Annotated in this window: 13 protein-coding genes; 11 read left to right on the top strand and 2 right to left on the bottom strand. The window is 43.0% G+C overall.

The annotated features are described in order from the left end of the window. The first annotated feature begins 72 nt into the window (after positions 1-72). The 10 genes from glyQ to EFK13_RS12800 all read left to right on the top strand — a co-directional run bounded on the left by glyQ (position 73) and on the right by EFK13_RS12800 (position 11,221). A complete protein-coding gene (gene glyQ, locus EFK13_RS12845) occupies positions 73-960 on the top strand; it encodes a glycine--tRNA ligase subunit alpha (RefSeq protein ID WP_129508220.1) in 888 nt (295 codons plus the stop codon). After that, positions 953-2,992 (top strand): glycine--tRNA ligase subunit beta, encoded by a 2,040-nt coding sequence (glyS, locus tag EFK13_RS12840; RefSeq protein ID WP_129508221.1) that lies wholly within the window; start codon positions 953-955, stop codon positions 2,990-2,992. The genes glyQ and glyS overlap by 8 nt, the downstream gene beginning before the upstream one ends. A gap of 133 nt (positions 2,993-3,125) precedes the next feature. Beyond that, complete coding sequence (gene ccpN / locus EFK13_RS12835) at positions 3,126-3,764, top strand: transcriptional regulator CcpN (RefSeq protein ID WP_003237058.1); 639 nt, start codon at positions 3,126-3,128, stop codon at positions 3,762-3,764. Positions 3,765-3,789: 25 nt separating this feature from the next. Then, a complete protein-coding gene (locus EFK13_RS12830) occupies positions 3,790-4,602 on the top strand; it encodes a pyruvate, water dikinase regulatory protein (protein WP_129508222.1) in 813 nt (270 codons plus the stop codon). 253 nt (positions 4,603-4,855) lie between these two features. Further along, positions 4,856-5,350 carry a YaiI/YqxD family protein gene (locus EFK13_RS12825; protein WP_129508223.1) on the top strand — a complete coding sequence of 165 codons (495 nt, stop codon included), beginning with the start codon at positions 4,856-4,858 and terminating at the stop codon, positions 5,348-5,350. Positions 5,351-5,383: 33 nt separating this feature from the next. Next, a complete protein-coding gene (dnaG, locus tag EFK13_RS12820) occupies positions 5,384-7,195 on the top strand; it encodes a DNA primase (protein ID WP_075747402.1) in 1,812 nt (603 codons plus the stop codon). A gap of 198 nt (positions 7,196-7,393) precedes the next feature. Then, positions 7,394-8,509, top strand: a complete 1,116-nt coding sequence (gene rpoD / locus EFK13_RS12815) for an RNA polymerase sigma factor RpoD (RefSeq protein ID WP_003226225.1) — start codon at positions 7,394-7,396, stop codon at positions 8,507-8,509. A gap of 328 nt (positions 8,510-8,837) precedes the next feature. Then, on the top strand, positions 8,838-9,200 hold the full coding sequence (gene cccA / locus EFK13_RS12810; protein WP_129508224.1) for a cytochrome c550: 363 nt from the start codon (positions 8,838-8,840) through the stop codon (positions 9,198-9,200). Positions 9,201-9,456: 256 nt separating this feature from the next. Continuing rightward, a complete protein-coding gene (gene trmK, locus EFK13_RS12805; RefSeq protein ID WP_240034956.1) occupies positions 9,457-10,107 on the top strand; it encodes a tRNA (adenine(22)-N(1))-methyltransferase TrmK in 651 nt (216 codons plus the stop codon). Beyond that, a complete protein-coding gene (locus tag EFK13_RS12800) occupies positions 10,100-11,221 on the top strand; it encodes a Nif3-like dinuclear metal center hexameric protein (RefSeq protein ID WP_129508225.1) in 1,122 nt (373 codons plus the stop codon). The genes trmK and EFK13_RS12800 overlap by 8 nt, the downstream gene beginning before the upstream one ends. A 22-nt stretch (positions 11,222-11,243) precedes the next feature. On the opposite strand, the gene EFK13_RS12795 is transcribed toward EFK13_RS12800, so the two are convergent. Both EFK13_RS12795 and EFK13_RS12790 read right to left on the bottom strand, forming a co-directional pair. Next, positions 11,244-12,188, bottom strand: a complete 945-nt coding sequence (locus tag EFK13_RS12795) for a 4-hydroxy-3-methylbut-2-enyl diphosphate reductase (protein WP_129508226.1) — start codon at positions 12,186-12,188, stop codon at positions 11,244-11,246. A gap of 122 nt (positions 12,189-12,310) precedes the next feature. After that, positions 12,311-13,042 carry a YqfQ family protein gene (locus EFK13_RS12790; RefSeq protein WP_129508227.1) on the bottom strand — a complete coding sequence of 244 codons (732 nt, stop codon included), beginning with the start codon at positions 13,040-13,042 and terminating at the stop codon, positions 12,311-12,313. 168 nt (positions 13,043-13,210) lie between these two features. Between EFK13_RS12790 and cshB the strand changes: the two genes are divergently transcribed. Beyond that, positions 13,211-14,527 carry a DEAD-box ATP-dependent RNA helicase CshB gene (cshB, locus tag EFK13_RS12785; RefSeq protein ID WP_129508228.1) on the top strand — a complete coding sequence of 439 codons (1,317 nt, stop codon included), beginning with the start codon at positions 13,211-13,213 and terminating at the stop codon, positions 14,525-14,527. Position 14,528: the final 1 nt, after the last annotated feature.

Below are 14,528 nucleotides of genomic sequence, written 5' to 3'. Positions count from 1 at the left end.
GCAAGCATAGAGACGGGAGTTTTTTGGTTGCTGCCGCAGTCATTTTATGAAAGAAAAGTGGAGGTGCTTGAAATGAACATTCAAGACATGATTCTAACCTTGCAAAAGCATTGGTCCAGTCAGGGCTGTGTGCTTATGCAGGCTTACGATGTAGAAAAAGGAGCCGGCACGATGAGCCCGTATACATTTTTGCGCAGTATTGGGCCTGAGCCGTGGAAAGTGGCTTACGTAGAGCCTTCCAGACGTCCTGCCGATGGACGATACGGAGAGAACCCGAACAGACTGTATCAGCATCATCAGTTTCAGGTCATTATTAAACCGTCTCCGGATAACATTCAAGAGCTGTATTTAGATTCCTTGCGCGCTCTGGGAATTGATCCGCTTGAGCATGATATCCGCTTTGTTGAAGATAACTGGGAGAACCCGTCTTTAGGATGTGCGGGTCTTGGCTGGGAAGTATGGCTTGACGGAATGGAAATTACTCAATTTACGTATTTTCAGCAGGTCGGAGGACTTGAATGTAAACCGGTTTCAGTAGAAATTACGTACGGAATTGAGCGTCTTGCGTCTTATATCCAGGATAAAGAGAATGTTTTCGACTTGGAATGGACGTCAGGATTTACAGTAAAAGACTTATTCATGATGGCGGAATACGAGCATTCTGTTTATACGTTTGAAACGTCAGATGTCGATATGCTGTTCCAATTGTTCACCACGTATGAAAAAGAAGCGATCAAGCAAATGGACAACGGACTTGTTCATCCAGCATATGACTATGTGCTGAAATGCTCGCACACCTTTAACCTGCTTGACGCCAAAGGTGCGATCTCTGTTACTGAGCGTACAGGATATATCGCAAGAGTGCGGAATTTAGCGAGAAAAGTAGCAAAAACCTATTATGAGGAACGAGAAAAACTAGGGTTCCCAATGCTTAAAGGGGAGGGTTCTTCTCATGAGTAAACAGGATTTACTTTTAGAGATCGGATTAGAGGAAATGCCGGCGCGCTTTTTGAATGAAAGCATGGTTCAGCTTGGCGAGAAGCTGACAGGCTGGCTTAAAGAAAAAAATATCACTCACGGTGAAGTAAAGCTCTTCAATACACCGAGACGTCTTGCTGTTTTCGTGAAAGATGTAGCAGATAAGCAGGATGATATAAAAGAAGAAGCAAAAGGGCCTGCGAAAAAAATTGCCCTTGATGCAGATGGCAACTGGACAAAAGCGGCAATCGGCTTTTCAAAAGGCCAAGGCGCAGACGTAAAAGACCTGTACATCAAAGAAGTAAAAGGCACAGAGTATGTATTCGTTCAAAAATTCCAAGCCGGCCAAGAAACGAAGTCGCTTCTGCCGGAACTGGGCAGCTTAGTTACGAGCTTGCATTTCCCGAAAAACATGCGCTGGGGAAATGAAGATTTGCGTTATATCCGGCCGATCAAATGGATTGTCGCTTTATTTGGACAGGATGTCATTCCATTTTCGATCACAAACGTGGAGTCTGGACGGACAACACAGGGACACCGTTTCCTTGGACATGAAGTGTCAATTGAATCACCTTCAGCTTATGAAGAGCAGCTGAAAGAACAGCATGTTATTGCTGATCCAAACGCCCGGAAACAAATGATTCAATCTCAGCTGGAAGCAATGGCTGCAGAAAACAATTGGAGCATTCCGGTGGATGAAGACCTTCTTGATGAAGTAAATCACTTAGTAGAATACCCGACAGCTCTTTACGGATCATTTGAATCTGAGTTTCTGTCAATTCCTGAGGAAGTGCTTGTCACGACAATGAAAGAGCATCAGCGCTACTTCCCTGTCAAAGACAAGAACGGTGATTTGCTGCCACACTTTATTACAGTCCGAAACGGCAACAGCCACGCGATCGAAAATGTGGCACGAGGCAATGAAAAAGTGCTGCGCGCGCGTTTATCTGATGCTTCATTCTTCTACAAGGAAGATCAGAAACTAAACATTGATGCAAACGTGAAGAAGCTTGAAAACATTGTTTTCCATGAAGAGCTTGGTTCTCTTGCCGATAAGGTTAGAAGAGTCACTTCAATCGCAGAGAAGCTTGCCGTTCGTCTTCAGGCTGATGAAGATACGTTAAAACATGTGAAGCGAGCCGCTGAAATTTCTAAATTCGACCTTGTCACGCATATGATATACGAATTCCCTGAGCTCCAAGGAATTATGGGTGAAAAGTATGCGAGAATGCTTGGCGAAGATGAAGCTGTGGCTGCGGCAGTCAACGAACACTATATGCCGAGATCAGCAGGCGGCGAAACGCCTTCTACTTTCACCGGAGCTGTTGTAGCAATGGCGGATAAGCTTGACACCATCGCTTCATTCTTCTCTATCGGCGTTATTCCGACCGGTTCTCAGGATCCTTACGGGCTGCGCCGCCAAGCGAGCGGTATTGTTGCGATTCTTCTTGACCGCAACTGGGGAATTTCGTTTGAAGAGCTGCTTACTTTCGTACAAACAGAAAAAGAAAATGAACTGCTTGATTTCTTTACCCAGCGCCTGAAATATGTCTTGAATGCTGAACAGATCAGACATGATGTCATTGACGCCGTGCTGGAAAGCTCTGAGCTTGAGCCATATTCAGCGCTGCATAAAGCACAAGTGCTGGAACAAAAGCTTGGTGCGCCGGGCTTTAAGGAAACAGCGGAAGCTTTAGGCCGAGTGATCTCTATCAGCAAAAAAGGGGTCCGCGGAGACATTCAGCCTGATCTGTTTGAAAATGAATACGAAGCAAAACTGTTTGATGCCTACCAGACAGCGAAGGAAAATCTGCAGGACAACTTCAGCAATAAAGATTACGAGGCGGCGCTTTCTTCACTTGCAGCCTTGAAAGAACCGATCGATGCTTACTTCGATCACACAATGGTTATAGCAGATAATGAGATTTTAAAGGCAAACCGTTTGGCGCAAATGGTAAGCTTGGCGGATGAGATCAAGTCCTTTGCGAATATGAATGCCCTTATTGTAAAATAAAGAGAGAAAAGGCGGTTGCTGTGTGATCGGTAATCGTCTTTTCCCCATTTATAAGTTTTTTTGTTTGATTGCAAGATATTTACGATATAATATGGATTATTATTTCTTTACATAGATATGAAGTGAAAAGGTGGTGAGTACGATCGAACTAAATAAACGGCAAGAACATATTTTGCAGATTGTAAAAGAAAACGGGCCGATTACTGGGGAGCATATTGCAGAAAAGCTGAACCTAACCAGGGCAACGTTGCGTCCGGATTTAGCCATACTCACCATGTCAGGATTCCTCGAGGCGCGCCCGAGAGTCGGTTATTTCTACACTGGGAAAACCGGAACCCAGCTTTTGGCAGATAAACTCAAAAAGCTTCAGGTGAAAGACTTTCAATCTATCCCCGTTGTTATTCACGAAAACGTTTCTGTGTATGATGCGATTTGCACCATGTTTTTAGAAGATGTAGGTACTCTGTTTGTGGTGGACCGAGATGCTGTTTTAGTCGGGGTGCTATCACGAAAAGACTTGCTCAGAGCGAGCATTGGCCAGCAGGAGCTTACATCAGTCCCTGTTCACATCATCATGACAAGGATGCCGAACATTACGGTGTGCAGACGCGAGGATTATGTGATGGACATTGCAAAGCACTTGATAGAAAAACAAATTGATGCACTGCCTGTCATCAAAGATACCGATAAAGGCTTTGAAGTAATCGGCAGAGTGACAAAAACGAATATGACAAAAATACTTGTCAGTTTATCTGAAAATGAAATCCTATAAGATCGCAAACTAACGGGGGGATAATATGAGTAACCGCATCATCTATGTTGTATCGGATTCCGTCGGCGAAACGGCTGAATTGGTAGTGAAAGCAGCGCTCAGCCAATTTAACGGATCAGCGGATGATACACATGTAAGAAGAATACCTTATGTTGAAGATATAGGCACTATCAATGAAGTGATTTCACTTGCAAAGGCAGACGGCGGCATTATTTGTTTTACACTCGTGGTGCCGGAAATCAGGGAATATTTGATTGCCGAAGCGGATAAAGCAAATGTTTTATATTATGATATTATCGGCCCGTTAATCGATAAAATGGAAACCGCCTACGGTTTAACAGCGAAATACGAACCTGGGCGGGTGCGCCAGCTTGATGAAGACTATTTCAAAAAAGTGGAGGCCATCGAGTTTGCAGTGAAATACGATGATGGACGTGATCCGAGAGGGATTTTAAAAGCTGATATCGTTTTGATCGGCGTCTCGAGAACGTCTAAAACACCGCTGTCTCAATATCTCGCCCACAAGCGCCTGAAGGTTGCCAATGTTCCGATAGTACCGGAGGTTGATCCGCCGGAAGAACTCTTTAACGTTGATCCGAAAAAATGCATCGGCTTAAAGATCAGTCCGGATAAACTGAATCATATCAGAAAAGAACGGCTAAAATCACTTGGGCTTAATGACAAAGCGATCTATGCAAATATCAACAGAATCAAAGAGGAACTGGAATATTTCGAAAAAATTGTGGACCGGATCGGGTGCCAGGTCGTTGATGTTTCAAATAAAGCGGTTGAAGAAACAGCGAATATTATCCATCATCTTAAAACAAAAAACATGTAACTCAGGATGCTCTATCCTGGGTTTTTGGCTATGCCAAAAGGGAATAATGAAAAACAATAGCATCTTTGTGAAGTTTGTATTATAATAAAAAATTGTGATAAAATGATTAATTTTAGGTTTAAGGTTCGTGTGATACGAATAAACTATTATGGGTAAGATGTCAAGAATTTCTCCCGGAAATTTTTCGACAAATTCATATACATCCGCAATGATAAAGGATGTGCGATTTTGCTTGCTTTTATGCAGGAGTTTAATGGAGGGATGGAGAATTACTCTTCTTAACGAACAAGAAAAGACGATTTTTGTCGATGCTGATGCTTGTCCGGTAAAAGATGAAATTTTACAAACAGCATCCGAGTATGAAGTTTCAGTTCTTTTTGTCGCTTCATTTGAACATTTTCAGCTTTCCAGAAGCAAGGAAGAAAAATGGAAGTATGTTGATCCTCATAAAGAAGCTGCTGATTTATATATTGCAAATCACGTGAAACCGGGAGATATTGTTGTGACGCAGGACATCGGATTAGCATCCCTGCTGTTGAACAGAAATGTCTCCGTCATGTCGGAAAGAGGGCGTCTCTATAATGAAGACACGATTGATTTTGCTCTCGAGAGCCGTCATTTTTCCGGTAAACAAAGGAGAAAAGGCATATACGCCAAAGGGCCTAAAAAATTGAATAAAGAAGATCGAGAACGATTTATTACACTGCTGCAAAAAATCCTGTCGAACGATGAAGGGATTTTGCACTAATACATCGAATAATGTACGACGGAGTGTTATAAGATGGGAAATCGGATACCAGATGAAATTGTGGATCAGGTGCAAAAGTCGGCAGATATCGTTGAAGTCATAGGTGATTATGTTCAATTAAAGAAGCAAGGCCGAAACTACTTTGGACTCTGTCCTTTTCATGGAGAAAGCACACCTTCGTTTTCCGTATCGCCCGACAAACAGATTTTTCATTGCTTTGGCTGCGGAGCGGGCGGCAATGTTTTCTCTTTTTTAAGACAGATGGAAGGCTATTCATTTGCCGAGTCGGTTTCTCACCTTGCTGACAAATACCAAATTGATTTTCCAGATGATATAACAGTCCATTCCGGAGCCCGGCCAGAATCTTCTGGAGATCAAAAAATGGCTGAGGCTCATGAGCTCCTGAAGAAATTTTACCATCATTTGTTAATAAATACAAAAGAAGGTCAAGAAGCGCTGGACTATCTGCTTTCCAGGGGCTTTACGAAAGAGCTGATTGATGAATTTCAGATCGGCTATGCTCTTGACTCTTGGGACTTCATTACGAAATTTCTCGTGAAGAGGGGCTTTAGTGAGGCGCAAATGGAAAAAGCGGGTCTCCTGATCAGAAGGGAAGACGGGAGCGGATATTTTGACCGTTTCAGAAACCGCGTCATGTTTCCGATCCATGATCACCACGGGGCGGTTGTTGCTTTCTCAGGCAGGGCTCTTGGCAGTCAGCAGCCTAAGTATATGAACAGTCCTGAAACGCCGCTCTTTCATAAAAGCAAACTGCTTTACAATTTTTATAAGGCCCGCCTTCATATCAGAAAGCAGGAAAGAGCAGTCTTATTTGAAGGATTTGCCGATGTCATATCGGCCGTAAGCTCGGGTGTAAAAGAAAGCATAGCCACGATGGGAACATCTCTGACAGATGATCATGTCAAAATCCTGAGAAGAAATGTCGAAGAAATCATTCTTTGCTATGACTCTGATAAAGCCGGTTATGAAGCCACCTTAAAAGCTTCTGAGCTTCTGCAAAATAAAGGCTGTAAAGTCAGAGTTGCAATGATTCCTGACGGATTGGACCCTGACGATTACATCAAAAAATTCGGCGGGGAAAAATTTAAAAACGACATTATCGACGCCAGTGTTACTGTAATGGCGTTTAAAATGCAATATTTCCGAAAAGGAAAGAACCTGTCCGACGAAGGCGATCGCTTAGCTTACATTAAAGACGTACTGAAAGAAATCAGCACGCTTTCAGGGTCTCTTGAGCAGGAAGTCTATGTAAAACAGCTTGCTTCAGAGTTTTCGCTTTCTCAGGAGTCTTTAACTGAGCAGCTGTCTGTTTTCAGCAAGCAAAACAAACCTGCTGACAGTGGCGGTGAAACGAAAACGCGGCGAGCGCATCTGACGACAAAAGCAAGGCAAAAACGTCTCCGTCCGGCGTATGAAAATGCAGAAAGGCTGTTGCTCGCCCACATGCTTCGTGATCGTAGCGTCATCAAAAAAGTGATTGACCGGGTAGGCTTTCAATTTAATATTGATGAGCACCGTGCACTAGCCGCCTATCTTTACGCTTTTTATGAGGAGGGAGCCGAGCTTACGCCTCAGCATCTGATGGCTAGGGTGACGGATGATCATATAAGCCAGCTCTTGTCTGATATATTAATGCTTCAAATTAATCAAGAGCTCAGCGAAGCCGAGTTATCAGATTATGTAAAAAAAGTGTTGAATCAAAGAAATTGGTCAATGATAAAAGAAAAAGAGGCGGAAAGAGCCGAAGCCGAAAGACAAAAAGATTTTTTAAGAGCCGCTTCTCTGGCTCAAGAAATCGTTACATTGAACCGATCTTTAAAATAACCGGAAAACTGATGAGAAGCATGTATTGGCAATGATTCCTTGCGGAGGAGCAAATAGATCGCTTGACCTCATCATGAATTGTCATTTCATTATTCGCACATTGTTAAAGGCAGTTCACATAGAAAACGCCTGAATGGACCGAATAAGAATCATACCGCTTATAGAATTCGTTGCAAGCTTTGGAAGGAGGGATCCATAATGGCTGATAAACAAACCCACGAGACAGAATTAACATTCGACCAAGTAAAAGAGCAATTAACAGAGTCTGGTAAAAAACGTGGCGTTCTGACATATGAAGAAATTGCCGAGCGTATGTCCAGCTTTGAAATTGAATCAGACCAAATGGATGAGTATTATGAATTTTTAGGTGAACAAGGTGTTGAATTAATTAGTGAGAATGAAGAAACAGAAGATCCTAATATTCAGCAGCTTGCCAAAGCCGAAGAAGAATTTGACCTTAATGACCTAAGTGTACCGCCTGGTGTCAAAATCAATGACCCAGTTCGCATGTATCTAAAGGAAATCGGCCGGGTTAACCTTCTTTCTGCAAAAGAAGAAATCGCCTACGCTCAAAAGATTGAAGAAGGTGACGAAGAATCTAAACGCAGATTGGCTGAAGCGAACCTGCGGCTTGTTGTCAGTATCGCAAAACGGTATGTCGGACGCGGAATGCTGTTCCTTGACCTGATCCAGGAAGGAAACATGGGTCTGATGAAAGCCGTTGAAAAATTTGATTACCGTAAAGGTTATAAATTCAGTACGTATGCTACGTGGTGGATCAGACAGGCGATTACTCGCGCCATTGCCGATCAGGCGAGAACGATCCGGATTCCCGTTCATATGGTTGAAACCATTAATAAATTAATCCGTGTGCAGCGTCAATTACTGCAAGATTTAGGCAGAGAACCAACACCTGAAGAAATTGCGGAAGATATGGATTTAACACCTGAAAAAGTACGCGAAATCTTAAAAATTGCCCAAGAGCCGGTATCGCTGGAAACACCGATTGGTGAAGAGGATGACTCGCATCTTGGTGATTTCATTGAAGACCAAGAAGCCACTTCACCTTCAGACCACGCCGCATATGAGCTATTAAAAGAGCAGCTGGAAGATGTACTTGATACGTTAACTGATCGTGAAGAAAATGTATTGCGTCTTCGATTCGGTCTTGATGACGGCCGTACAAGAACATTAGAAGAGGTCGGCAAGGTATTTGGAGTAACGAGAGAGCGTATTCGACAAATCGAAGCTAAAGCGTTGCGGAAACTAAGACATCCTAGCAGAAGTAAACGTTTGAAAGATTTCCTCGAATAAGATGGAACGGGTCTTGCAGATCCGTTCTTCTTTTTTTAATAAGATATATGGATAATATGCCTTTATTTTACTGAAAAATGATGTCATTTGCAAATGAACATTACGGTAAAAAAATTCAAAAGATGATTCCATATTTTCTATTGTAAGCGTATACAATACATTATACAATAGAATAAAAAGGATATCAGAGAAATAGGCATGTTTCTATTGAATTTTGTATAAAGTGTGAATAAAAAACTTTTGTGCAGCAATCCATTTACTTTTTGTTAAAATAAGTTAGAATTAGAAGTGTTTACATAGGGGTAAGGATCAAAAAGGGGGAAGGGAAATGAAATGGAACCCGCTTATTCCATTTTTATTGATCGCTGTTTTAGGAATTGGTCTGACTTTCTTTTTATCAGTAAAGGGGCTTGATGACTCCCGGGAGATTGCAAGCGGCGGAGAAAGCAAATCTGCTGAAAAGGAAGATGCAAACGCTTCACCGGAGGATATTTACAAGGCAAACTGCATCACGTGCCACGGTGAAAATTATGAAGGTGTTTCCGGTCCGAGCTTAAAAGGTGTAGGGGATAAGAAAGATGTCGCTGAAATTAAAACAAAGATTGAACAAGGCGGTAATGGAATGCCTGCTGGTCTTGTTCCTGCCGATAAACTGGATGATATGGCAGAGTGGGTATCAAAAATTAAATAAAAGATCTGTTTTTCTCCTTATACGTTCTCAGGCCGCCGAGATGTTCTCGACAGCCTTTTATTTTTGTCTACGGTGTGTCGAGCCGTCTTCAAAAGAAATAAACTGAAAATCATTCGCTCAGCTTGGATTCCGGGCTGATTTTTTATATGATAGAAAAGGAAAAAATGATTGAGAAAAGTTGTGATGACAAGTGAACGAATTAAAATTATCTAAAAGATTGCAAACAGTAGCGGAGTACATACCGAATGGAGCGGTGATGGCCGATATCGGATCTGACCACGCTTACCTTCCTTGTTATGTGGTGCTGAATCATAAAGCTAGCGGTGCAATTGCCGGAGAAATAACAGACGGCCCGTTTTTGTCTGCCAAGCGGCAGGTTGAAAAATCAGGCTTAAGCTCGCGAATTTCCGTAAGGCAGGGGGACGGCCTGGAAGTCATTAAAAAAGGTGAAGCCGATGCCATTACGATTGCCGGAATGGGCGGATCTTTGATTGCTCATATTTTAGAAGCGGGTAAAGACAAATTAACGGGGAAGGAACGACTTATTCTACAGCCGAATATTCATGCTGTTCATATCAGAGAGTGGCTTTATAAAGAAGGATATGCGCTGATAGATGAGGTGATCCTTGAAGAAGATGGAAAGTGCTATGAGGTGCTTGTGGCTGAAGCGGGAGACAGAGATGCGGCATATGCCGGTATTTCGTTAGCTGCCGGAATGCTAGTCGGCCCATTCTTGGCAAAAGAAAAGAATAAAGTCTTCTTAAAAAAATGGACACAAGAGCTTAAGCATACACAAAACATTCATGAACAGATCAGCCAAGCTGCAAGTACAGAGCAAAATAAACAGAAATTAAAGGAGCTTGCCGATCGAATGGAACTGCTGAAGGAGGTTATTGATCATGGCTAAAAGCGTAAATGGGCAGCAGATCATCCAACTGTTTGAACAATTTTCCCCGAAAGCCTATGCGGTTGAAGGTGATAAAATCGGCCTGCAAATCGGCACCTTAAACAAACCAATTAAAAATGTGATGGTTACCCTTGATGTGTTGGAGAGCGTTGTCGATGAAGCGATTGAAAAAGAGGTTGATTTGATTATTGCACATCATCCTCCTATTTTCAGACCGTTAAAGCATATTGCAACAGACCAGCCTGCCGGAAGGTTAATTGAAAAGTGTTTGAAGCATGATATCGCTGTTTATGCAGCTCATACAAATTTAGACGTTGCGGAAGGCGGCGTGAATGATTTGCTTGCTGAGGCATTAGAGCTGAGTGAGACGGAGGTGCTGGCGCCTACGTATACTGATCCTCTGAAAAAACTGGCAGTATACGTACCGAAGGAATATGAGGAGCAGGTCAGAGCCGCGCTCGGAAATGCGGGAGCCGGCCATATCGGCGAATACAGCCATTGCGCATTTTCATCTGAGGGAATCGGCAGCTTTAAGCCATTGGACGGCGCCAAGCCATTTATCGGTGAAGTGGGGGAGCTTGAGCTTGTTCATGAAGTAAGGCTTGAGACTGTGTTTCCTAAAAGCATCGAAAAAGCTGTGATAAGAGCAATGATAAAAAGCCATCCATACGAAGAAGTCGCTTACGACATCTATCCTGTCGAACAGTCTCCTGCAGAAAAAGGGCTCGGCCGTGTCGGAACCCTTAAAAATGAGATGACGCTCAAGGAATTCGCTTTATTTGTGAAAGACAAACTTGACGTCAATGGTGTCAGAATGGTGGGTGAGGCTGACAGCATGGTGAAAAAAGTAGCTGTTCTAGGCGGAGACGGAAATAAGTATATTCATCATGCAAAACGTAAGGGCGCCGATGTTTACGTCACAGGAGATTTATACTTCCACGTGGCCCATGATGCAATGATGCTTGGCCTGAATGTTGTTGATCCGGGCCATTACGCGGAAAAAATCATGAAAGAAGGCGTCACGAGAAAACTGACGTCAATGTGCAAAGATAAAAAGCTTGATATAAATATCTTTGTTTCTGAAACAGATACTAATCCATTTATATTTCTATAAAAAAACTGAGGCTTTTACAGCCTCAGTTTTTTGCTTTTACTTTCGGGAGTATTTTTTTGAGCGGTACATTGTGTTCGGTTGTCCAAGTTGATGAATCTTCATGATCATACTGCTCCAAAAAGCGAATGACTTCTTTCGTGATTGGGGTAGGTGTTGAAGCTCCCGCAGTAACCGCAACGGTATTCACGCCTTTCAGCCATTCAAGCTTCAATTCACTTAGGTCGCCGATTCGGTATGCTTTTGTGCCGGCTATTTCCTCTGACACTTGAGCGAGCCGATTTGAATTGTTGCTTTTCGGGTCGCCGACAACGATTGTTAAGTCCGCTTTTTTCGCCTGTTCTGATACAGCCTCCTGCCGCACCTGAGTAGCCAGGCAAATCTCTTGGTGATATTCGACATGAGGATATTTTTCTTTGACAAGCTCCATGATGTCGTGAACATCCCATTGAGACATTGTTGTTTGATTGGTCACGATTAATTTCTTTGCTTGGATATCAAGGTTTTTCACATCTTCTTCTGTTTCAACTAAGTGAACGATCTCTGGTGCTACCCCAACGGCTCCTTCAGGCTCTGGATGCCCTTTTTTGCCGATATAGATCACGTGATATCCTTTTTCTTTCATCTCTAGAATTAAATTATGAGTTTTTGTTACATCCGGACATGTAGCATCAATTGCGACTAATCCTTTTTCTTCGGCGATTCTTCTGACTTCGGGAGAAACACCGTGAGCAGTGAAAATGACAGTTCCTTTTTCAACTTGCTTTAGGATGTCCAGACGGTTAGTGCCGTCCAAAGTAAAGATTCCTTCCTCTTCAAACGCATCAGTAACGTGTTTATTATGAACAATCATCCCTAGTATATAGATGGGTCTTGGCAAGCTTTTATCTAGTGACGCGTTTTTGGCAATGACCATAGCATCAACAACGCCATAGCAATAACCGCGCGGCGAAATTTTAATTACGTCCATTTTCGGTTGTCCTCCAATACTGAAGTGAGTAAAGGCAATATAAAAAGCCGTAATCAAACGGCTCTATTCTTGCATTCTTCTGATCTCATTATAGCCAATCTCACTTCAGATATCAAAGAATGTTAAATATATAATCTCGGCTTTGAACTGCCTGATGTTCTTTTCCGAGAAGAAGAGGCAGCTTCATTTTTTTTAGGGGCAGTTGTTTTTGACTTTTGTTCTTTACTGTCAGATGTTTTTGATTTCTCGGGCAGAGAAGAACTTTTTGGATTTGATTTTTTGTTTCCTTCTGAGGTTTTTGCTTCAGCATCGTTCTCTGTTTCTGAGGTTTCTTCTGACTCTGTTTGATTTTCATTTTCCTCACTGCTCTCTGCATCATCACTTTTGCTTAATTGGCTGTACAGCTTCATCATTGCCGGCAGATTGCGGACTAATGGACCGTACTGCTGGATCATGGGGGTGACTTGCTGCGCCATGCCAAGCACTTTTTGCACATTCCCAAGCATACTTGATAAAGATGCAGGATTGGCGATATTTTGAATGCCTTGCAGACTTTGCAGACCTGCTCCTCCGCTCGCTGCTGCGCCTGCTCCTGGAGCTCCGGCGCCGCCCGCGCCTCCTCCGCCGGGTAAGAACTTGGACAGCATTCCTTTTAAGCCCCCGCCCGCGCCATTTCTCGCTCCGGCATTTGCCTGAGGAAGGAATTGTCCGGTTTGCTGGAAACCTTGCTGCTGCGGTCCAAATGAAGGTCTCCGCATATTAGGCGGTCTTATGCCCATCATTCGCTGATTTGGCATGGGGCGGGGCGGTCCGGGCTGCGGATAATTTCTCATCGGCTGCTGCGGTGAAAACATACTTGTACCTCCTTTCAGCTCTTTCTGCTATTAGAATATGCACGGGCTGCGGTATTTGCTTTACATATCTGAATAAAACAAACGCCTTCCAAACGTGGTGTTTTTAAGCAAAATCGGGTATAATGTGATGATGGACACATAATGTGCCGCTTTAAGGAGCTGGGAAAAATGAAAGAAACGAAATTTGAACTTTATGAATTGAAACCGTTTATTATAGATGCAGTGCACCGCCTTGGTTTTTACGAACCGACTGATATTCAGAAAAGGCTGATTCCTGCAGTGTTAAAAAAAGAAAGCGTCATCGGCCAGTCTCAGACGGGAACCGGAAAGACGCACGCTTATTTACTGCCATTATTAAACAAAATCGATCCTGCTAAGGACGTCGTTCAGGTTGTCATTACGGCTCCGACAAGAGAGCTTGCCAACCAGATTCATCATGAAGCGCTTAAAATTACTCAAGGTGAAGAAGGCAGTCAGATTCGCTCGAAATGTTTTATCGGAGGCACAGATAAACAAAAGTCGATTGATAAACTGAAAACACAGCCGCATCTTGTCGTTGGTACGCCAGGACGTATTGCCGATTTAATCAAAGAGCAGGCGTTAAGTGTTCATAAAGCGGAATCTCTCGTCATTGATGAAGCCGATTTAATGCTGGATATGGGATTCATTGCAGATGTAGATTACATCGGCTCCCGTATGCCAGAGGATCTGCAGATGCTTGTGTTCTCTGCGACCATTCCCGAAAAGCTGAAACCATTTTTGAAAAAATATATGGATAATCCGAAATACGCCCACGTGGAGCCAAAACAGGTGACTGCTGCGAAGATCGAGCATATTCTCATTCCTTCGAAACATCGTGACAAGGACAAGCTCCTATTTGACATCATGTCTAATCTGAATCCATATCTCGGCATTGTGTTTGCCAATACGAAAAACACTGCTGATCATATCGCTCAATATCTGACTGGAAAAGGCATGAAAATCGGACTGCTGCATGGCGGATTAACGCCTCGTGAGCGGAAGAAAGTCATGAAGCAGATCAATGATCTGGAATTCACGTATGTCATTGCAACTGATCTTGCTGCTAGAGGCATTGATATAAAAGGTGTCAGCCATGTTATCAACTATGAGCTTCCGGATGATCTCGATTTCTATGTTCACCGTGTAGGCAGAACGGCTCGCGCAGGCTCATCAGGGCAGGCAATGACCATTTATGAGCTTTCTGATGAGGATTCATTAGCCAGACTTGAGAAAATGGGCATCGAATTTGATTATTTAGAGCTTGAAAAAGGCGAGTGGAAAAAAGGCGATGACCGCCAGCGCCGCAAAAAGCGTAAAAAAACGCCGAACGAAGCGGATGAAATTGCACATCGTCTCGTGAAAAAGCCGAAGAAGGTTAAGCCTGGATATAAAAAGAAAATGAGCTACGAGATGGAGAAAATCAAGAAAAAACAGAGAAGAAACCAATCTAAGAAAAGAAAGTAGG

This window comes from Bacillus cabrialesii, assembly GCF_004124315.2.
GTDB lineage: Bacteria > Bacillota > Bacilli > Bacillales > Bacillaceae > Bacillus > Bacillus cabrialesii.
Note: the sequence above shows the minus strand (reverse complement) of the source record. Positions and strands in the feature narration are given on the sequence as shown.